The organism is Staphylothermus marinus F1, from assembly GCF_000015945.1.
GTDB classification, from domain to species: domain Archaea; phylum Thermoproteota; class Thermoprotei_A; order Sulfolobales; family Desulfurococcaceae; genus Staphylothermus; species Staphylothermus marinus.
On sequence record NC_009033.1, the window covers coordinates 864,207 to 884,299 of the forward strand.

The 20,093-nt window shown below is 35.9% G+C and carries 19 protein-coding genes, 1 tRNA gene, 1 rRNA gene and 1 other RNA gene; 12 read left to right on the top strand and 10 right to left on the bottom strand.

The annotated features are described in order from the left end of the window. The first annotated feature begins 113 nt into the window (after positions 1–113). Both SMAR_RS04555 and SMAR_RS04560 read left to right on the top strand, forming a co-directional pair. On the top strand, positions 114–1,094 hold the full coding sequence (locus SMAR_RS04555; RefSeq protein ID WP_011839174.1) for a UDP-N-acetylglucosamine--N-acetylmuramyl-(pentapeptide) pyrophosphoryl-undecaprenol N-acetylglucosamine transferase: 981 nt from the start codon (positions 114–116) through the stop codon (positions 1,092–1,094). A gap of 19 nt (positions 1,095–1,113) precedes the next feature. Beyond that, a complete protein-coding gene (locus tag SMAR_RS04560; protein ID WP_011839175.1) occupies positions 1,114–2,181 on the top strand; it encodes a pyridoxal-phosphate dependent enzyme in 1,068 nt (355 codons plus the stop codon). Positions 2,182–2,192: 11 nt separating this feature from the next. Here SMAR_RS04560 and ffs read toward each other — a convergent pair. Together ffs and SMAR_RS04570 are read right to left on the bottom strand one after the other, a co-directional pair. Further along, positions 2,193–2,487: signal recognition particle sRNA (gene ffs, locus SMAR_RS08300), an RNA gene on the bottom strand. Between the two features lie 54 nt (positions 2,488–2,541). Then, positions 2,542–3,600, bottom strand: a complete 1,059-nt coding sequence (locus SMAR_RS04570) for a site-2 protease family protein (protein WP_244372506.1) — start codon at positions 3,598–3,600, stop codon at positions 2,542–2,544. Positions 3,601–3,710: 110 nt separating this feature from the next. On the opposite strand from SMAR_RS04570, the gene SMAR_RS04575 reads away from it, so the two are divergent. Further along, positions 3,711–4,430, top strand: coding sequence for a nucleotidyltransferase domain-containing protein (locus SMAR_RS04575; protein ID WP_011839177.1), 720 nt, complete (start codon positions 3,711–3,713; stop codon positions 4,428–4,430). On the opposite strand, the gene SMAR_RS04580 is transcribed toward SMAR_RS04575, so the two are convergent. Next, on the bottom strand, positions 4,427–5,497 hold the full coding sequence (locus tag SMAR_RS04580) for an mRNA surveillance protein pelota (protein WP_011839178.1): 1,071 nt from the start codon (positions 5,495–5,497) through the stop codon (positions 4,427–4,429). The genes SMAR_RS04575 and SMAR_RS04580 overlap by 4 nt on opposite strands. Positions 5,498–5,573: 76 nt before the next feature. On the opposite strand from SMAR_RS04580, the gene SMAR_RS04585 reads away from it, so the two are divergent. Then, on the top strand, positions 5,574–7,979 hold the full coding sequence (locus tag SMAR_RS04585) for a DNA-directed DNA polymerase (protein WP_011839179.1): 2,406 nt from the start codon (positions 5,574–5,576) through the stop codon (positions 7,977–7,979). An 8-nt stretch (positions 7,980–7,987) separates the two neighbouring features. Here SMAR_RS04585 and dnaG read toward each other — a convergent pair whose 3' ends face one another. The 3 genes from dnaG to SMAR_RS04600 all read right to left on the bottom strand — a co-directional run bounded on the left by dnaG (position 7,988) and on the right by SMAR_RS04600 (position 11,835). Next, positions 7,988–9,262 carry a DNA primase DnaG gene (gene dnaG, locus SMAR_RS04590; protein WP_011839180.1) on the bottom strand — a complete coding sequence of 425 codons (1,275 nt, stop codon included), beginning with the start codon at positions 9,260–9,262 and terminating at the stop codon, positions 7,988–7,990. Positions 9,263–9,638: 376 nt separating this feature from the next. Beyond that, positions 9,639–10,727 (bottom strand): tyrosine--tRNA ligase, encoded by a 1,089-nt coding sequence (locus tag SMAR_RS04595; RefSeq protein ID WP_011839181.1) that lies wholly within the window; start codon positions 10,725–10,727, stop codon positions 9,639–9,641. Positions 10,728–11,148: 421 nt separating this feature from the next. Next, positions 11,149–11,835, bottom strand: a complete 687-nt coding sequence (locus SMAR_RS04600) for a metal-dependent hydrolase (RefSeq protein ID WP_011839182.1) — start codon at positions 11,833–11,835, stop codon at positions 11,149–11,151. 244 nt (positions 11,836–12,079) lie between these two features. Here SMAR_RS04600 and map point away from each other — a divergent pair, with 244 nt between their 5' ends. The 4 genes from map to rrf all read left to right on the top strand — a co-directional run bounded on the left by map (position 12,080) and on the right by rrf (position 14,600). Next, the gene (map, locus tag SMAR_RS04605; RefSeq protein ID WP_011839183.1) at positions 12,080–12,985 is read left to right on the top strand and encodes a type II methionyl aminopeptidase; all 906 of its coding nucleotides are present in this window, start codon (positions 12,080–12,082) and stop codon (positions 12,983–12,985) included. Between the two features lie 93 nt (positions 12,986–13,078). After that, complete coding sequence (locus SMAR_RS04610) at positions 13,079–14,176, top strand: DUF1512 domain-containing protein (protein WP_011839184.1); 1,098 nt, start codon at positions 13,079–13,081, stop codon at positions 14,174–14,176. Then, entirely contained in the window at positions 14,173–14,445 is a 273-nt protein-coding gene (locus SMAR_RS04615) for a hypothetical protein (protein ID WP_011839185.1), read from the top strand. Before SMAR_RS04610 ends, SMAR_RS04615 begins: the two co-directional genes overlap by 4 nt. Before the next feature lie 35 nt (positions 14,446–14,480). Further along, positions 14,481–14,600, top strand: a 5S ribosomal RNA gene (gene rrf / locus SMAR_RS04620). Positions 14,601–14,841: 241 nt separating this feature from the next. On the opposite strand, the gene SMAR_RS04625 is transcribed toward rrf, so the two are convergent. Together SMAR_RS04625 and SMAR_RS04630 are read right to left on the bottom strand one after the other, a co-directional pair. Beyond that, complete coding sequence (locus tag SMAR_RS04625) at positions 14,842–15,135, bottom strand: hypothetical protein (protein ID WP_148676751.1); 294 nt, start codon at positions 15,133–15,135, stop codon at positions 14,842–14,844. A gap of 24 nt (positions 15,136–15,159) precedes the next feature. Beyond that, complete coding sequence (locus tag SMAR_RS04630) at positions 15,160–15,426, bottom strand: TIGR00304 family membrane protein (RefSeq protein ID WP_011839187.1); 267 nt, start codon at positions 15,424–15,426, stop codon at positions 15,160–15,162. A gap of 89 nt (positions 15,427–15,515) precedes the next feature. Here SMAR_RS04630 and SMAR_RS04635 point away from each other — a divergent pair, with 89 nt between their 5' ends. From SMAR_RS04635 to SMAR_RS04650, 4 genes are all read left to right on the top strand, one after another. After that, positions 15,516–15,824, top strand: coding sequence for a YunC family protein (locus tag SMAR_RS04635; protein ID WP_011839188.1), 309 nt, complete (start codon positions 15,516–15,518; stop codon positions 15,822–15,824). 37 nt (positions 15,825–15,861) lie between these two features. Further along, entirely contained in the window at positions 15,862–16,122 is a 261-nt protein-coding gene (locus SMAR_RS04640) for a hypothetical protein (protein ID WP_011839189.1), read from the top strand. Between the two features lie 14 nt (positions 16,123–16,136). Continuing rightward, positions 16,137–17,546: a pyruvate kinase gene (pyk, locus tag SMAR_RS04645; protein ID WP_011839190.1), complete on the top strand. Its 1,410-nt coding sequence runs from the start codon at positions 16,137–16,139 to the stop codon at positions 17,544–17,546. An 82-nt stretch (positions 17,547–17,628) separates the two neighbouring features. Next, entirely contained in the window at positions 17,629–19,137 is a 1,509-nt protein-coding gene (locus tag SMAR_RS04650) for a TM1812 family CRISPR-associated protein (RefSeq protein ID WP_011839191.1), read from the top strand. A gap of 57 nt (positions 19,138–19,194) precedes the next feature. Here the strand turns inward: SMAR_RS04650 and SMAR_RS04655 are convergent. Together SMAR_RS04655 and tpiA are read right to left on the bottom strand one after the other, a co-directional pair. Beyond that, positions 19,195–19,296, bottom strand: a tRNA-Thr gene (locus SMAR_RS04655). Positions 19,297–19,338: 42 nt separating this feature from the next. Beyond that, complete coding sequence (tpiA, locus tag SMAR_RS04660) at positions 19,339–20,040, bottom strand: triose-phosphate isomerase (RefSeq protein WP_011839192.1); 702 nt, start codon at positions 20,038–20,040, stop codon at positions 19,339–19,341. Positions 20,041–20,093: the final 53 nt, after the last annotated feature.

A 20,093-nucleotide genomic window follows, 5' to 3' on the forward strand; every position in this document is an offset into this window, starting at 1 on the left:
GATTCTAAAAGAATAATTGTTTCTAACCAATCTAACCCGGTAGATAAAACACGATATTATATTTAGTAATTTTTAACAATCAATATTTTTATCAGCAAATATTCGGTGTGAGAATGGTTCACTATAAGAGTATACTATTAATTGCTAGTGGCGGCGGACACACAGGTTACATTGTCGGTGTTGCTGAGAAACTTCGTAGTAAAAGTAGTGAATTAACTATTGATATCGTTATTCCATGCGGTGATTTATGGAGTCAGACATTATTGGAGAAATATGCTGATAGAATATTATGTGTTCCGAAGCCTCGTTTGCCTGGAGAAAATTTTGTTCAACTACTACGTAATATTCCATCCGCCATATATTATTCGCTCAGAAGAATCAAACAATATAATATAGTTGTTGCCAGTGGAAGCAACCACTCTTTAGCACCAGCTCTTATATCAATGCTTAAAGGTAGTAAACTCTATGTTATAGAGAGCCATGATAGATTTGTTACGAAAGGAAAAACTGTTGCATTATTATCGAGTATTGGTGGAGAAACAGTTCTACACTGGGATGAGCAGAAGAAACTTTATCCAAGAGGACACGTTTTTGGACCAATTGTTAGACAGAAGAAATATGAGAGTATAGATAAAGGATACATTTTAGCAATAGGCGGTTTTGAAGGGAATAAGAAACTATATGATATACTGGTTGAGACAGAGCTGGAAAACGTTGTTCTCCAAACAGGCCGTGTCGACCCGGAAATATATAGGTCTAAGAGACCTGAATGGATAGTTTTCCGTTTCGACCCAGACCTTGATAAATGGATTGCTGGAGCCAAAGTCGTCATAGGACATAATAGTGTCACCATACTTGAAGCAGCTGTAACTTATAGGAAGCCCGTTGTTCTCTTATGGAACCCGAAGTGGAAAGCCGCCGCTACAAAGAAGGATGTAGAAATATTTGCTAGAAAAATTAATGGTGTATTTCTAGATGAGCTTTCAAGAGATAAATTACTGGATGCTATAGAGAAAGCAATTAAAAATAAACCTCCACAATATATGAACGGAGCAGATAAATTCGCTGAATATTTGATAGAAAATATAGTGTAGAAATGAGGGTTAATAAGTGATGGCCAAAAAAGAAGCTTATTGGTATTGTCCGAAATGCGGCTTCAAAGAATCTATTTGGAACAATTACTATTGGAAATGTCCTAAGTGTGGTTCACCTATCGAGATAATATATGATAAAACATTTGAACCTCGAGGAAACGGATTACATAGATATAGTTCATTATTTCCTTTTAAACCCGTTAAAACGGTTGGTGAGGGAGGAACACCCCTAGTTGTAGATGAGGAGAACAATGCTAAGTTATTATTTAAGCTGGAATACCTTAATCCCTCAGGGAGCTTCAAGGATCGAGGAACAGCGCTTGCTATCGGATATGGTTATCTTTTAGGATATAAATCTGTAGTGGAGGATACAAGTGGAAATACAGGTATATCTGTTACTTTATACTCTAGAGTATATGGATTAAAACCTTTGATCATAATGCCTAAAAATGCTCCTCTAGGGAAAAAGAAGCTAGTCAAATTATTGGGTGGTGAAATAATTGAGGCTAAAAATAGAGGTGAAGCTTCTAAAATTGTTTCAAACTATGTTAAGTCCTCATATTATGTAGCTCATATATGGAGCTACTTCTACATAATTGGTGCTTCAACTATTTCTTATGAAGTATATGAGGAATATGGTGTACCCGATTATATGATTGTACCAGTGGGTTCGGGTGGATTATTCCTAGGATTAATGAATGGTTTTGAGTATCTATATACTCAGGGATTAATAAGACATGTTCCGAAACCAGTTGTTGTTCAGGGATATAGTGTTCAGCCAGTATACGAGAAACTATATGGTGAAAAAATCGCTGGTGAAGAATCGGATCTAGCTGATGGTATAATGGTTCCTGAACCTCCCCGTATCAATGAGATATTAGAGTATATTGGAAAATATAATGGCAAAATAGTTCTTGTAGGAAATAGTGAAATTAAACAAGCCCTTCAAGAACTATTAGATAAAGGATTCATTGTTGAACCAACCTCAGCCACAGTATATGCTGCATATAAGAAGATGATAGATGAATTTAGAGGTAAAGAAGTATTATTACCACTAACAGGTTCAGGATTAAAAATGGTTAGCTAATACTTTTCGCCCACGGGCCACGGCCCCGTGCCTACCCCTACAGCCAATCCGCCAGAGCCCTTCCATACCAAGCCTCTGCCCCGGTGACCCATGAACGTCGACGGCCGAGGTTAGGTTGCTCCCTTCCGGGCCTAGCCAGGTTCCCCCGGCTAAGGCGGTTAACCCCCTCTCTCCAGAGGGGGCTCCGCCACCGCCGACCCCATGGGGCGGGGATCATTGGTTGGTATGGGGGTTGGCGGCGGCTTGTAGGGGTAGGCACGGTTCATCTGGCCCCGGATTTATCCGGGGCCCTACCCGTGGCCCGTGGGCAAATATATGTATTCTATAAAGGAGTTTATATATAATTAGAGCTATTGATTATCATGGGCCTGCTACTGCGAGGACAAGTATTAGTAGGCTTAAGAAATTAATCATATGCCCGATCCTGCTTCCCAACAACTCATATGCTATTCTTCCACCATCACTTATGAATAGTGGAGCAGCATTAACTAGGGCTAAGCCAACATTAACAATCATTCCCCAATACAATAATTTAGTTAATACTATGGAAAACCATGCTCCAAACAATTTTACCAACACAATATTTGGCCCTACCCATAGATATACTCCTAACAATGAAGTATTGGCGGGCTTATAAATAGTAATATTTTCCATGGCTCCACTAGGATTAATTATTGTTAACACTAAATACGTATTGTTATTTATCTCTAAATAATGCCGCAGAACATCTCTAGTAGCCGGGGTCCCATTAATAGATAAAAGTATGGAGCCCGGCTTCAAACCATACTTATCCGCTAAGCTCCCAGGCAATACCTGTTCTATAACCAGAGTTGTCGGAGATACTGCTAAAATAAATAAATACATGAACAACAAACCAAGTATAAAATTAGATGCTGGACCCGCAGCTAGTGTTGCTATTCTAGCCTTACGCGGAGATTTCGCAGCATCTTCTTCATCTATTTCCGTGAAAGCTAATGGTATAAACAACACTATTGCAAAACCCAGCGATTTAACACGTATATTATAAGATCTAGCCGTATATGCATGTGCAAACTCATGTATAATAGCAGCAATAATAATCATTAATATAAAATAGAATAAGTGATCACCAACAATATTTACACCAGGAATTAAAAGCATTGGTCGTGCAACATTACTCACCAATCCTGCCCTAGCCATTAAACCAAGAATCATGGAATAATAGAAAAATATGAGCGCTAATATGAACAATAATATCGATACATAAGAGATTTTCCTAACAATACTTGATTGTCTAATCTTTTTGCTCCTCTTATATACAAGTACTAACCCATAATATAGTTTAAATCCTCTACGCTCAAACGATTCTCTAAAATGAACATATAATATATTAAGCAATGCCCAAGAAGATATCATTACCGAGAATACCATGAGCAACACATTCAATAACCACTACACCCTCACATATCCTTAGATATAACTAGTGCATCTCTGTGTATAACCGTAATATGATATATAGCTATTAAAGAATATCTATATGGGAAAAATGCATGGTTAGAGAAAAAATATTGAGAAAACCAGAGTATAGAGAAATAGTTTATAGTGAAAAACAATGGAAAATCCTTAGAGAGTTGAGAAAAGAAGCAATTAATATTCTCGAAACACTCGCTAAAAGAGGGATCCAGGGATTAGTTCACGGCAGTATTGCTAGAGGGGATGTATGGGAAGGTAGCGACATAGATGTTTTCATACCCTACACTGTTCCCAGTTATATTATTGAATATACTCTGGAATCTGCTGGTTATAGAATATATGCTAGATACATAGTAATAGCAACTCCTTCAAGTACACCTAAAGCATACATAGTTCTAGACGAATATGAAAGAAAAAATATTAGTTTTCCATTGGCAAAGCTTAAGCCCCGCGAATACGAATTCTATAAGTTTGGCGGAATACTTGACCTTAAAGGATTAAAGGAAAATAGAAGAGTGCCTGGTGTTGATAAGAGACTAGTATTGATAGAGCCGACAAAGAATGGCCACAGAGAATCGCCGGTTATGGGTTATGAAAACATCGTTGCTGAAAAACTTGGAATAAGCATAGATACTGTTCTCGAAAGAGTAAGAGTTCTTAGTAGAAGAGATAAAATAGGTCGCACAGGAGTATTTGTTAAATACGAGTTAAGCCCCGAAGAAGTATTTGAAGAAGCACTAGAAAAGATTATGCGTAGAAACCCCTTAGTAAGAAGAGCTCTTAAGGATCGTTTTTAATTATTTAAAGGTTTCTTCAATGGATAACGAAGAAGAGCAACTATACCTCCTAAACCTTCAACTTCCAAACCAACATCACTATTATGGGGAACAATTATTATTTCCGCTCTCCTCTTATATGCCTCGTTTAAAATACTAGACACTCTTCTCCTAACCTCTTCATCATATATTCTCAAGAGCTCTTCTGAAACCAATAGCTTATCCACAGCATTATATTTAACAGCATACTCTACATCATCGATTCCATACGCAACCATATCTGGGTTCTTCGATAAATTTTTATGGAATTCATCCAGAATTCTCTGAGCCTTAATAATATTTGTTTCCTTAACTGCCTCGCGAACACTATCCCTTCTCAATAATTCTCTAATCCCGCTCTGACCCCCTATAGATACTGTATCCGTGATTATATTGACTGGTTTCTTCTCCTTAATTATTCTAGCAACTCTTTTCTGAAGATCTCCTGGACTAGCAATTACAACTATATCTACTTGAAACTTGTTTATGTAATCGAGTATTTTCTCCGCTATACTTGACAAATATTTTTCTAATCCTTTCTGAAATAATACGGGTTCTCTCTTACCTGGAATATTAGATGTGAATTCTTCTAATAACCGTATCCCTTGCTCTGTCAACAAAGCTATAGCTGCTTCATCATAATCGAAAGTTGCTAAAAGTACTTTTTGTTTTCTACTGGTAAATCTAGATATTATCTCTAATTCATTCTCACTCCATTTCTCTTTCCATATTATCAAGGGTTTACCGGGTTCAATGTTTAATGTGTGATAATGCCCTTTTACACCGTATCTTTCAGGTCCTTCAACAACTATACCTCTTATTCTTAATCTTTCTGTGAAAGGCTGAAACTCTAATGTTTTCACTTCAATCGTTAACGTCATAGGTATTCTTCGACTACTACTTGTTTCTCCATGTTTAATGTCTCTAGAAGTTGTAGCTGTAACCCTATCTAATGGCTTAATAATATTATATAAAGCCCATAGATCATCTTGATCTTCCGGCAATATTTTTAAATATCCCTTCCTCAAATCTTTCTCAAGTATCTTCATACTATATCATCTGATCACTTTTCTATCATTATAATTTATCTAATCTAAAAACCTACTTATATAGTGGGGTAGAGTTTTGAGTGAGAAAATAAACTTGGAATTCTACTTTCTCGATAATAGCTATGAAGTTATTGGTAATGAACCACACATAATAATATGGGGTATAACAAGGGATGGTAGAAGAGTATTATTGAGAGATCGAAGATTTCGCCCATACTTCTATGCTATCTTAAAAGACAAAGTTAACATTGAGGATTTAGCTAGAAAAATAAGAACATATTCTGATCCAAAATCCCCAATCATAGGTGTAGAACCTGTCGAAAAGAAGTATTTTGGAAGAAAAGTTAGTGCATTAAAAATAATAACGATGATACCGGAATATGTGAGAAAATACAGGGAGAAAATCAAGTCTTTGCCTGAAGTATTAGAAGTTGTTGAGGCAGATATACGTTTTAGTATTAGATACATCATCGATCACGATCTTAGGCCTTGTGGCTGGCATGTAGCAGAAGTGGTGGAAGTACCGAAAAAACCGATATACAGGGTTGATGCAGAATATGAAATAATAGGTGATATAAAGCCTTTAGAGCAAACTCTCCAACCAGATTTAAGAATTATAGCGTTTGATATAGAAGTATATAATAAGTCAGGAACACCTAGACCCCAAACAGATCCTATAATAATTATTGGTATTATGAACAATAATGGTGATATAAAACAGTTCCTAGCAAATAAATACGATGATAAAATTAGTGTTGAAGAGTTCGTGAACTATGTGAAAACATTTGATCCAGACATTATAGTCGGATATAATACTGACGGATTTGATTGGCCATACCTTATTGAACGATCAAAATATATCGGTGTAAAACTAGATGTAACTAGAAGAGTAGGCGCAACACCTAGAACAAGCACTTACGGACACATCTCTGTGCCTGGAAGACTAAATACAGACCTATATCATTTCGCCGAGGAAATACCGGAAGTTAAAGTTAAATCTCTCGAGAATGTCGCGGAATACTTGGGAGTTATGAAGAAATCTGAGAGGGTAATTATTGAATACATAGATATCCCCAAGTACTGGGATGATGAAAAACTTAGACCAAAGCTTCTGCAATACAATATAGATGATGTTAAGTCAACATATGGTTTAGCAGAAAAATTCCTACCATTCGCTATGCAGTTATCAAACATTACAGGATTACCCCTAGATCAAGTTGGAGCTGCCAGCGTCGGTTTTAGGCTAGAATGGTATCTTATGCGTGAAGCATTCAGGTATGGAGAACTAGTACCTAACAGGGTTGAAAGAGCGGCTGAAAGTTATCGTGGCGCAGTTGTGCTTAAACCTGTTAAAGGAGTTCATGAAAACATAGCTGTGCTAGACTTTTCAAGCATGTATCCAAACATTATGATCAAATACAATGTTGGTCCAGACACTATTGTTCGCAACGAGAAATGTAATCCAGATAAACATAATATAGCGCCGGAAGTAGGACATTGCTTCAGAAAAGAACCTCCTGGATTCTTTAAGAGAGTTCTTGAAACACTTCTAAGATTAAGAAAACAGATCAAGTCTGAAATGAAAAAATATCCTCCCACAAGCTATGAGTATAGATTACTCGATGAAAGACAGAAAGCAGTAAAAGTACTAGCTAATGCAACATATGGTTATATGGGATGGATTCATGCTAGATGGTATTGCCGAGAATGCGCAGAAGCTGTTACAGCATGGGGTAGACAAACAATAAAGTCAGCAATAGAACTTGCTAGAAAACTAGGTTTAAAAGTAATATACGGAGATACAGACTCCCTATTTGTAACATACGATAAAGATAAAGTTGAAAAACTCATAGAGCTTATTCAAACAAAGCTTGGATTCGAAATCAAAATTGACAAGATCTATAAAAGAGTCTTCTTTACAGAAGCAAAGAAAAGATATGCAGGGCTTCTAGAGGATGGCAGAATAGATATAGTTGGCTTCGAAGCCGTTAGGGGTGATTGGGCGGAAATAGCCAAAGAGGTCCAGGAAAAAGTAACAGAGATCCTTTTGAAGGAGAACAGTATTGATAAAGCTATAGAGTACGTGAGACAAGTAATTGCTGATCTAAAAGCTGGAAAGATACCATTGGATAAATTAATAATATGGAAAACATTATCGAAGAGAATAGAAGAATACAGTGTGGATGCACCACACGTTGTGGCCGCGAAAAAACTCATTAAAGCAGGTATTAAGGTCAGTACAAATGATAAGATAGGATATGTAATCCTTAAAGGCGGAGGCAAAATATCTAGTAGGGCAGAACCATATATCTTCGTAAAGGATCCTAAGCTTATAGATACAGAATACTATGTCGATCACCAAATAGTTCCTGCAGCTCTTAGAATATTAAATTATTTCGGAGTTACAGAAACGCAGCTGAAGAGAGCAGCTGCTTCTGCTGGTCAAAAAAGCTTGTTTGATTTCTTTGGTGGTAAAAAATAGGTTTTATTTTACATAATATCATTAAAGGTTAGAATCAGTATTTCTGGTGGTTTATAATTTATCCTACCTATTTTTGCCGCTATAATCATCTTTACTTTTTTCTCAGATGCCTTATCTATTAATCTCTGCGTTATAATACCATCCATTACTATTGCTTGTACATTGTTTTCATCTAGCTCATCCAGTGTATTTACCAGGTCTCTAACAGGTAATCTCTTTACAGAATTCCATTCGTTATCATAAAGAATCGCTTCTAACGTTCCATATAGGCTCTTAATATCCTCTCTTATCCTTAAAGGTATAGATACTGCTTCAACAACTTCTTCTACAGTCTTAGGGGGTTTAGGAACTGGTTTTTCAACTGGCTTTTTCTCTTCTACTTTGACTTGAGGCTTTATTTGTTCTGCTACTTCTCTCGCCAGCCTTTCCTGAACCTGTAACAGGTATTGTGCTTCTTTATTTCCTTGCTTGGCAAGTTTTTCTAGGTACTCCCTGGTTGGTACTGCTTTGCTTAGTGCTTCTCTTATTTCCTTACCTGTTAGTTCTTCTACTTCTCTACCTTCAGGAGCTCTAGCTATAAAGTCTACCTTTATTGTCCTTAATAGTTCCTTTAGGATCAGGTCTCCTCCATGGTCCCCATCTAGGAACACTATTACTTTTTTCTTCTTTGCAAGGTTCTTTATTGTATTAGGTACTTTTCTAGCACCACCTAACGCTATAACGTTTGTGAACCCGTATCTTAGCAGATTGATAACATCTGCCCTTCCCTCAACTATTATTATTGTATCGCTTTCATCGACTCCTGGACCTGCAGGTAATTGTTCTGGACCATATTTTTGTGGTTCGGGAACTTTGAGTGCTTCCTGCATTTCTTTCAGTATTTCTTTAATATCTGGTGCTTTCTCCTTACTCCACTCATGAAGTATTTCTATTGCTCTATCAATTATTTTCTTGATCTTCTCTAGTCTTACATCAATTATATCTACTACTTCTATTCTAGCACTATATGGTCCTACCCTATCAACACTCTCTATCATTGCTGCTACAAGTGCTGTTTCTAGTCTGTCTAGGTTGCTGGGTATAATTAATTCGCCAATAGTCTTACCATTATGTATCTTAGTCATTACTTGTATTCTTCCTATACGGTTCTTATCCTGCAAAGTTCTTAGATCGAATTGTTCTCCAAATAGTCCCTCAGTTTGCCCAAATATTGCTCCTATTATGTCGTGTTTCTCAACTACACCGTCAACTTCTACTCTTGCATTTATCAAGTATTTAGCCATATAGATCACCATACTACTACTTGTTATCATAGTAAATGTGATGTGCGGGAACAACTTTGCTAATTATTAATAAACGTTAATTTGTTGCACACTATATTAAATCTATGCAATTGCCTACGTATTATTTTTTGTTTATTATGTAATGCAATAATATCTGCGTATAATTTCTTCTCTCAGAGGGGATTATTGGAGCTATGCAAAGACCACAGTTGAGTTCTTCATTTACAATCCTAAATCAAATCATAAGTATCAATAACATAACATATAGAAAACCACTTAAAGTTTTCAAAAGAACAAAAATACTTAAATCCGTCCTCCTATGTAGGGAAAACATTTTATTCATAGCTGAATAGCTAAATATACAAGTGTTTTAAGATTAACGAGTTATTTTTGTCTTTAACAATGTCTCGAGAATTTCTCTAGCCTCCGGGTCTGTTCTTAGTTTTTTCCTTATTGGTTCGAGGAGTTTGTTTAGTGCTTCAGCTGTAGCGTTTTTTAGGTCTAGCGGATGTATTTTTCCCTCAACATATAGTTTCTCTAGTTCATCGTATGATTCAATAGTTATTGGTCCACCATATTTTTCCGGACGATCTATGTATAATTTGAATCCTGGTGTTGCAAATAATAGGTATTTATTGATCTCTATTATCGGGTTAAACATTGTTTCGCGTGGAGGACAATATGCTTTTCTGATCTTAGCTCTTATTTCTTCCGGTGGATCATGAACAAATATTGCTGTTTCTGGTTTGCTCTTACTCATCTTATGTGTAGCATATACTTCGTCAATCTCTCCAACAATATCCATTCTCCTACCTGGTCCTTTCAAACCAGTTATTATTGGTGTATGGATAGCAACAGGTTTTTTTCTACCTATTTTCTCAGCAATATCTCTTGCTAACATATGGGCTTTTCTCTGATCAGTTCCTCCCAACGCAATATCTAGGTCTAAATAGAATATGTCACTGACTTGCATTAATGGATATATTAGTTTTGAAAAATCAGTTTCTGCTTCTTCACTTTTCCTACCCATTATTGTGAGCGCTCTCTTCACTCTAGCTAAACTAACATTTTTAGCTGAACGGACAAGTATTCCCCAATAATCCTTATCCGATACTAGTTCTTCGGCATCAACAAACTTTATCTTAGAAACATCTATTCCAAAACCCTCCATTACTTTTCTAACAAGTCTAGCAGCTTTCCGTATAAGATCCATGTCTCCTCCTAGTTTATCATTTATGTAAGCATGCCACGTAGCTTCTAATATATAGAAATCAACACCCGCCTCTAACAGGTCTCTAACCTTATTCATCCATACAAGCCATCCAACATGGACAAGACCACTGGGTTCGAAACCAATATATCCTCTGGGATGTTCTTTTTCCTCAAAAACTTTCTTTAAATCTTCAAGAGTAATAACTTCAACTGTATTTCTCGACGCCAACTTAATTTTATCATTTACATCCATCGACGCCACCCATAATGTTGCTTATAAAAACACTCTAACATTCAACATATAGGTGAAGACATATAAATATACAGCTTCATAATCTTAGAATCAATATTCGAACACTTATTTACTAGTAATTACTATACCTTATAAAGGTTCAATATATACTTAATCACTTGGAAAAAATAGATTTATCAACATTATCTAGTTAGAAAACAATCGATTGTTTTCTAAAATATAAGAATAACTATAGTTTTGTTCTCCGCATAACCCTGTTATGTCGGCCCTTTAGGGAGTGTCCCCCACTACTAACACCCGTAGTCACTGAAGCCATTGATCGGCACATCTCCTACGGGCTCTTAATAGTGGGGGCGGGGCTGCTCCCCGGGCCTATATTAAGTGATGTTGTAAAAAAGGTTTTTATTTAACGCTAACAGTTTTATGGATACGTGAATGTTTCGCCTGGTTTTAAAATTACCACTTTTGTAGGAGTTGTTGATTCTACGAGTTTCTTGAATTCCTCGGGATCAGCTTTTATTGGTGTAAATGTGTTGTAATGCATTGGTATGGCTATTTTTGGCCTTATAAGTTGGACTGCTTTAACTGCTTCTTTAACGCCCATAGTATAATGTCCTCCGATTGGTAGCAATGCTATGTCTGGACCATATAGTTCTCCGATCAAGCTCATCTCCATGAATAATCCTGTGTCACCAGCATGATATATTGTTACATCTTTTCCTCCGACAACAACGCCTGTGGGTGCTCCTCTATTACTGCTATGCCATGCAGGTGTTAATACGGCAAAAAGATCTGGTATATTCAGTTTCCCTCCAATATTACCATCAATACTTTGAACACCTTTTTCTCGAGCATATAATGCGATTTCAAATATTCCAACAATTTTTGCTCCAGTCTCCTTAGCTATCTCAATAGCGTTTCCCAGATGATCACCGTGATCATGTGTTACGAATATATAGTCTATTTTTCTATTCTTATAATCACTTAGCTTTACAGGACTCAATGGATTCTCTATCCATGGATCAATAAGAATTGTTTTCTCCGCCCCATCAAGGCCTGTCAAGACTATTTCGAAGGCTGAATGCCCTAAGTATTTAATGATCGCCATGATAAATTCCTCCCCCCTATAGATTTTTTCTATGATAACATAATGTAAAATGAGGCATTTATAGCTAAATCATTGATTCATTGAAAAATCCAGAGTTAACTATCCGTTGATCAGGTTGGAGCCTTAGACAATCCTATTTCTCATTCACCAATATATCGAAAATCTATAAGCTCATATATAGTATTAAATTATACATTAATAAAATCGAACTGGTTGAAGAAACATTGTTGAGATGGGAACAAATATGTCGTTATCAGAAGAAGCTATATCCAAGCTGTTAAAAGCTGGAGAAATAGCCAAAAAAGTTAGGGAGGAGGCTGCTAGAATAGCTGAGCCTGGCATGAAACTATTTGAACTCGCAGAATATGTTGAAAGAAGAATAAGAGAACTTGGAGGCGAGCCGGCCTTCCCTGTTAATCTAAGTATTAATGAAGTTGCTGCTCATTATACTCCTGTCGTGGATGATAATACTATTATACCTGATAATGCTGTTCTCAAAATAGATCTTGGAGTACATATTGATGGATACATAGCTGATACTTCTGTCACCGTTGCCTTTAACCCTGTATATGAGAGCCTTCTCGAAGCTAGTAGAATGGCGCTTGAAAAAGCGCTTGAAATAGTTGGGCCAGGAATAAGGGTTAATACGATTGGGAAAGTTATTGAGGAAACAATTACTTCTTATGGATACAAACCTATTAGAAACCTTTCTGGACACAGTATTGATCGCTACCTTATACATGCTGGTAAAAGCATACCTAACTATAATGATTTATTTACACGTTGGAAACTAGTAGAGGGAGTATATGCTATAGAGCCCTTTGCAACAAACGGTGTTGGGCTTGTGAGGGAAGGACCAATAGCTACAATATATTCTCTTACACCACGCAGAAGAACCCATTTAACACTTTATGAGAAGAAATTATTTGATAAAATATGGAGTGAGCGTAGAACACTGCCATTCTGTGAGAGATGGTATGTTGGATTATTCAATAGTGTTGAAGGTTTAAGGAATACTTTAAGGATGATGCAGAAACATAGAGTAATATATGCTTATCCAGTTCTTATAGAAAGAGGCGGAGGCTTGGTTTCACAGTTTGAACATACATTCATTATACATGGAAAAGACGTTATTGTTACAACTAAATAAATATTATAGCCAAATATATATGGGTCTATATAATGTCATGTTTTTTTGATATACTGCAAAAACATATAGGTTGTGTAGGAGGAGAATAATAGGTTGCCGGATACTGACTGGGGAACACTTATAACACAGTTGATCTGGTTGTTGTTCTTTATAATGATATTTACAGGTGCTAATCAGAAGATCCAGATGAAGCTTTGGAGTATTGATATAAGAAATAAGCTTTCAATTATTAAGAGATATATTGATGAAGATCATGCACGTATAGAGAATATTTTAAAGAATCTAGGTGTTCAAACCCCTTCAGTACTGATTAAGCGTGCAAATAATTTTTTCACAATAGACCCTGTAACTATAGAGCCAACAGACATTATTAAGCGTATGGAGCACTTGATACGAACTAGTGATAAGAGTTTTAGAAAACTAGTCTCCCTATACTTGCCTAACCTAGATAAACATGAGAGAAGCCTTGTTGAAACAAGTATTTCCATACTTAGTACTTTAAACCTAATATATAAGGTGATCAAACACTACTTGATCAGTAGTGAGAAAGAAAATAACTGGGTTCTACTAATGCAGCTTGAACTAATTATGCCCCAGATAATGAAGCTTGTTGAAACATATCATGAAGCTCTAGACCCGTTTACCACGGGCAAGCCTATAGGTGATGGAGCAGGCCCATTAATAGCCCATAGAATAATCGAAGATGGAAGAGTTGTTTCGAAAAAAGTCGTCGAGGATACAAGTATTACTGAGGTTTGGCTAGATGATAGAAGAATATTTGTTATAAAAGCTGAGGGGCCGGGAAGCAATGTGGGTAGACCTGGATACATTTTAGCAAAACTTGTCGATGAGTTGAGAGGCAGTGTTGATTTAATAATTACTATTGATGCAGCTCTTAAGCTTGAAAGTGAGGAGAGAGGTGAAATTGCTGAAGGGGTTGGTGCAGCTATAGGTGATCCAGGACCCGAGAAAATAGCTATTGAAAGAGCCGCAACAAAATATGGAATCCCATTAAGAGCCTTAGTTGTTAAGATGGATCTCGGAGACGCCATATACACTATGAAGAAGGATATATATGAAGCATGTGAGAGAGCATATGAGTATGTTAGAAAACTTGTTAAGGAATTGACAACACCTAAATCAACAATAATAATTGCAGGAATAGGAAACACCATGGGTGTGCCTGGATGAACATGGATATAAATACAATACTATACACCACATTAATTGGAGCAATAATTATGGCAATATATCTATATATGGAAGCAAGGAGGAAACCAAAGAAACCAGAATATAAAACAATAGAAATACTAGAATGCACCAAATGTGGCTATAAAATAGAAAAAGAATATGAACCAGGCGACTTCATCGGAATGATCAAAGGAAAATGTCCTAAATGCAACTCACCAATGAAGATAAAAGCAATATACGCAGTAGAAAAGACACCAAGTAAAACTTAAAAACACCCATATAATTAAATTATGAAACAGCGGCCCGACCCGGCCATAGTGGCCGGGCAACACCCGGTCTCATATCGAACCCGGAAGTTAAGCCGGCCACGTTGGGGTGGGCCGTGAGGTCCGAGAGGCCTCGCAGCCGCCCCAAGCTGGGATCGGGCCGCTACTACTTCTTAGCCCTTGCGTTTTTGACTACAAACATTGTTTCTATGATCTAAATAATCTAAAATACGTGAAGTAAATCAATATATTTAGATCTTTAGAATATTTCGAATTATATATTCTTCTTTCCTTTTATTTTTCCTTATATAAGGTAAAAACAAATTTCCACCCCGAAAATCTTTATTTTTCATACCCTTATTCTCTTCTTTAAACATTAGTTTTGAAAATAGGGTAGAATTAGAAATTGTGAATAGTGTTAAGTTGTCTATGTGTCTTATGAACAATAATCCATAAAATGAATACGAATATTATTATGGTTAATATGGATAGTGCTATTAAAACATAGATTATAGATAAGCTAAGATTTCCTGCGGCTATACAGATAGGGATGAAGAATAGAACTATACATATAACTCCGCCTCCCTCAACATTGCTAGGTGTAGGTGTTAGGGTTGTTGTTGAGAAAGCTAAGAGTAGGAAACCTATTATTATGAGGAGCACACCTATCATAATATATTTCTCGTTAAACACTACTCTCACTCTCCTTTCCTGTTTTTACTTATTAATTGGTAAGTAGAGTGGGAGTAAATAGTATATTAATAGTATTGTTACAAGTATAATTGCCAAAACCAATAAGATAACCGTTATTCTATGTGATGTGCCAAAAACTATTGGTATAGGGCCAATAATTACTACTCCACCAGCTTCTACATTCTTCTTAGAGCTTTCTTCCCCACCACCCATTAGTCCGAACAATAAGATTATGAAGCCGATAAGTATTAGTAGCATACCTGTAAACCAGATAAGGCTTTGATCAATCATTTTTGCTTCACCGTTTCCCTAGCATAGTAATATAACTTATGTGTGGAATAAATTTAATTATAGAAAAACAAATAATTATGTGAACAACCATGAAGACCCCGTACTCAACTATATCAGTAAAAATAATCAATATAGATAATAAAAAACTAGTTGGGATAGAAATAGAATTACCTAATGCACCACCACTAATAATTCTTCGCGGAGACAAAGGATTCGTTATGTGTGGATACCTAGACATAAAAGTTGCCGACAAACTCGGACTAGTAGCTGCACGGGTAACTGGAGTTAGAAGCATTAGTGAAATGTTGGAGAAGGAAATAGTTGAGGTAACAAGTAAAGCATCTGAACACGGAATACTTCCTGGAATGAAGGTTAAGGATATTATCAGTAAATTATAACAGTATGAATACATAAATAGTTTAGGGGGCAAAATACATGGTTTCCAAGGCAACAGGTTTAACATTATTATTATCTGCAATACTATTAGTGATAATGTATATTTATGGATTAATAATTGCACCAGACATTATCATTTGGAATATTAAATTAAGCGATCTACTTATAAGACTCACTATATTATTTATCGTGTTTACAATATCATTCTTTCTCGGCTACCTGGGATACTCTATTCTAACAACACCAACTCCTAGACCTATAGAAGAAATAGTTAGGGAATACATGGAAACAACTAAGTAGATGGTGTTTGGTTTATGAGAAAAGTTAAGATAATAACTACGATAGGCCCGAGCAGTGGTAAATACGAGGTATTGTCAAGACTTATACAGGAAGGGGTAGATGGTTTTAGAATTAATTTCAGCCATGGAAATCCCCATGAATGGGATGAATGGGTTAAAATGGTTAGAGAACTTGCAGAGAAATATGAACGAGAAATATCTATAATGGGTGATTTACCAGGCCCCCAAGTAAGGATAGGGGAATTACCAGTACAGGAGATTAAGGCTAAACAAACCGTTAAGCTTGTATATAAAGATAAGGTTGACGAGGAAAACACTATACCCGTACCTAATAGGAAGGTTTTCGAAATATTAGAGCTTGGAGATATTGTATTGATTGATGATGGAAAAATAATTCTTAGAATAATAGACATTGGTGGAAACGAAGCTGAAGCAATAGTGTTGAATGACGCAGTATTGTATCCGCATAAAACTCTTGTAGTCTTCGGTAAGGAGATAGACTTGCCTGTTTTAAGCGAGAAAGACGTTGATCTAGTGAACTATAGTGTATCGAGAAAACTAACATATTTAGCCATTAGCTTTGTCCGTAGATCAAGTGATATAGTTATTGTTAGAGATATTGTTTCAAGATTGAATGGAGAAATAGGATTAATAGCTAAAATAGAGACTAGATCAGCTGTTAAGAACTTAAAGGATATAATGAGTGTATCAGATGCTATCATAATAGCCCGTGGAGATCTAGGTATGCATTACAGCTTAGAAGAACTACCAGGTCTACAAAGAAAAATAGCTCGCGAAGCAATAATGATTGGAAAACCCAGCATCGTTGCTACACAACTATTAGAATCAATGGTTAACTATCCAAGGCCTAGTAGGAGCGAAGTAGTTGACGTAGTTAATGCCGTATATGACCTAGTAGATGCCCTACTATTAACTGATGAGACAGCCATAGGTAAATACCCTGTTGAATCAGTTAAATGGTTGAAGAGAATAATAAGTTCGGCTGAATCAAGCATTGTAGAGAGGAGGATCGAAGATATACGTGAAAAACTAGAACTAAGAGCGTTGAGAGAAAAATATGCTCTAGGACTAACACTTTTAGCAGAGAAAATAAATGCAAAAATACTAATCTATACAAAAACCTCCACAATACCTCCAGCAATTTCTCGTTTCAGACCACAGATCCCAGTCTATGTAGGAACTAGTGATAAATTAATAGCGGAAAAACTAACAATATACTACGGCTTAAAACCATTTTATCTAAAACAACTCAGAAACAAAGATATAGACTACGATCAAGGAGTGAAAACATTATATGAACACTTAAAGAATAAAGAAGAAATAACATATGGTGAAATAATAGCAGAAGCGTATGGTAGAAGAGAAACACAAATTCACGAAATAAAAATTAGGCAAGTCATATGATTTTAATTATTTTCAGAATTAAACGCGAAAAAATATATACACACTATTATGTTCTTTTAAATAGTGATAAATAGTGATTATTATGTCTAGTTCCGAATTTAAAGTTCTTCTTATCGCTCCATGGGGTTATCCTCCCAGCTGGAGGGATGCAAAATATTGTCTGAAAAGTGTTAAAGTAGGGAACATATCTCTTAAAGGTTGTTGTATTGGATGCAGTAGTTCGATAGCAGTCTACTTAATACTTAAATCGCATAAGAAGATCAACAATACACGTTTATTGGTTATTGGCACAGATACAGTAATAGAACCAATTAATGAGGATCTACGAAGTAATGTTAAAGAATGGTTCAGTACAGTTGGAGAGAAATTATTGAACACTACTAGTTGTGAAGGAGTTATAAAGAATAATGAATGGATCAATGACTTGCATTTTGGCATTGTACCGGGTATAGGGGAATATTACGGATACTATTTCAAAGGAGATATATTAAAGATTTTTCTTGAATCATATCGATACATTGCATTGAACATAAAAGATTTTAATCCAAGCCTCCTAATTCTCGATACAACTCATGGATTAAACATATTAACAATAGCCGTTCTCTACGCCACAGTTGCAGCATCAATTGTATATAACAAACGAATACTTACTATTAATTCCGAACCCTATCCCTCAGGTAAAGGAACAAAGTATTGTATAGAAGTTAAAAAGAAATCCAATAAGAGCATTACTAAAGAGAATGAGATGCCGAAGCTAAACATACATGATATATCACATTTACAACAAATAATAGATTTCTTAAGAGCACTAAATTCACTAAGATTTCTCAACGAGAAACAATTAAATAGACTGCCTAGAAGAAAAATGCAAAACAAATATGTTGAATTAATAGATAAAATAATATGTATGGTTGAAGCATTAAGAACAGGTCTAATAGGCTTACTATTTGGTAACAGTAAATTATCTAGCGATAAAGGAATTCCGTTTACAATAAATGAAATCTATAAATTTATGGAAAATATTCATAAGTTAAACTATGATATGGAATGGTTTAAACCATCACTTGAAAACAATATAGTTAAGTATGAGCCAACTATAGATGAAAACATAATCAAGTATGCTCCTATACTAGACTTTCTTAGAAACTATATTGAAGAATATAGTGATTGTTTAAAAACAATAAGCTTAAAAGAATTCGCAAAATGTCTAGAAAATAAATTAGAGAGGAGTGGTTATTGGGATAGAAAACAAATTATTATAAATGAAACATCAAACCTTACGGAAATAGCATGTGAAATCAAAAATGATATGGGTATAGAAACAATAGATTCTAATCTCCTACTAGAATACTGGTCTAAAAAGAAAGGTTTTGGAAATAGTCAAGGAGAAAAAGATAAACTAGTTAATCCAAGGAACTTTGCAGCACATGCTGCTTTAAACTTTAATATATTAAAGAGTATAAAGGTTCAAAATATTAATGGCAAGTGCGAAATTGTAGAAATAATATATGATCAAGATAAATTAGCAAAAATACTTGAAAAAATAGGTAGAAAGAGCAGACTTTATCACTGCATAGAACACTATACATAGTATCTCGTGAATTACTTATTGAAACAAACCCTACTGGAAGGGATAGGTTTGATTATGAGCCGCCGGCGGGATTTGAACCCGCGACCACCGGCTTTCCCGACTCCGGTAATCAAGTACCCGATACGAGGCCGGCGCTCTACCGAGCTGAGCTACGGCGGCTCCTCTATATACTTAGAGAAGTGATTAGGGTTTATTAAAAAATTATTTTTCTAGAGCTTTTAACCCATTCAGTGCCATATCTTTCATTACTTGGTATGGATTATCAGATTTAACTATTGCTGATGCTACTAGTACTCCCAATGTTCCAAGTTTTACAGCAGCGTATACATCTTCACCTCTACTAATACCTGCGCCTGTAAGTATTACTATGTCTTTGTTTACTTTCCTTATCAACTCAACACTTCTCGTTATAACTTCGGGTTTAGCTTTACTTACAGGTATACCTGTTCCTATGAGTTCTGGAGGCTCTACAGCGACCATATCTGGTTCTAGTACAGCTACTGCTGCACCGGTCTCTGGAACATCTGCACATACTAGTGTTTGTAATCCTAGCTTCTTGGCTTTCTTGATTAACCAGTTTATATCGGCTAGTTTTAATCTATGCTCGCTATGATTTAGAATTACTCCATGTACACCTAGCTCTTTTAAAGCTTCTAATGGGATATATCCTGTTTTAGCACCTGGTTCTACAGGGTCAGCGTGTTGGGCAAATACTTTAATGTCTGTTCCTTCTACTTCTTTTAATACACGGTAAAGCTCTGTATATGGAGGTGCGAGAATAATATCTACACCTGTCTCCTTCCATACTTTGACAGCGTCTCTAGCTATCCGTAAAGCATGTTCTCCGAAGCTATAAGGATAATATGCTTTATAATTTACTGCAACAATAGGTTTTAAACTCATATATTCTCACCTATGTATTTATAGTGGAATTAAGTTGGAGAAAAAATATTTTA

What these genes read in the sequence shown, in the direction of transcription:
- dnaG (WP_011839180.1), bottom strand. Translation starts at nt 9,262, where the DNA reads ATGGCTAAATACTTGATAAATGCAAGAGTAGAAGTTGACGGTGTAGTT.
- pyk (WP_011839190.1), top strand. Translation starts at nt 16,137, where the DNA reads ATGAGAAAAGTTAAGATAATAACTACGATAGGCCCGAGCAGTGGTAAA.
- SMAR_RS04595 (WP_011839181.1), bottom strand. Translation starts at nt 10,727, where the DNA reads ATGGATGTAAATGATAAAATTAAGTTGGCGTCGAGAAATACAGTTGAA.
- SMAR_RS04580 (WP_011839178.1), bottom strand. Translation starts at nt 5,497, where the DNA reads ATGAAGATACTTGAGAAAGATTTGAGGAAGGGATATTTAAAAATATTG.
- tpiA (WP_011839192.1), bottom strand. Translation starts at nt 20,040, where the DNA reads ATGAGTTTAAAACCTATTGTTGCAGTAAATTATAAAGCATATTATCCT.
- SMAR_RS04635 (WP_011839188.1), top strand. Translation starts at nt 15,516, where the DNA reads ATGAAGACCCCGTACTCAACTATATCAGTAAAAATAATCAATATAGAT.
- map (WP_011839183.1), top strand. Translation starts at nt 12,080, where the DNA reads ATGTCGTTATCAGAAGAAGCTATATCCAAGCTGTTAAAAGCTGGAGAA.
- SMAR_RS04650 (WP_011839191.1), top strand. Translation starts at nt 17,629, where the DNA reads ATGTCTAGTTCCGAATTTAAAGTTCTTCTTATCGCTCCATGGGGTTAT.
- SMAR_RS04600 (WP_011839182.1), bottom strand. Translation starts at nt 11,835, where the DNA reads ATGGCGATCATTAAATACTTAGGGCATTCAGCCTTCGAAATAGTCTTG.
- SMAR_RS04575 (WP_011839177.1), top strand. Translation starts at nt 3,711, where the DNA reads ATGGTTAGAGAAAAAATATTGAGAAAACCAGAGTATAGAGAAATAGTT.
- SMAR_RS04555 (WP_011839174.1), top strand. Translation starts at nt 114, where the DNA reads ATGGTTCACTATAAGAGTATACTATTAATTGCTAGTGGCGGCGGACAC.
- SMAR_RS04640 (WP_011839189.1), top strand. Translation starts at nt 15,862, where the DNA reads ATGGTTTCCAAGGCAACAGGTTTAACATTATTATTATCTGCAATACTA.
- SMAR_RS04615 (WP_011839185.1), top strand. Translation starts at nt 14,173, where the DNA reads ATGAACATGGATATAAATACAATACTATACACCACATTAATTGGAGCA.
- SMAR_RS04630 (WP_011839187.1), bottom strand. Translation starts at nt 15,426, where the DNA reads ATGATTGATCAAAGCCTTATCTGGTTTACAGGTATGCTACTAATACTT.
- SMAR_RS04560 (WP_011839175.1), top strand. Translation starts at nt 1,114, where the DNA reads ATGGCCAAAAAAGAAGCTTATTGGTATTGTCCGAAATGCGGCTTCAAA.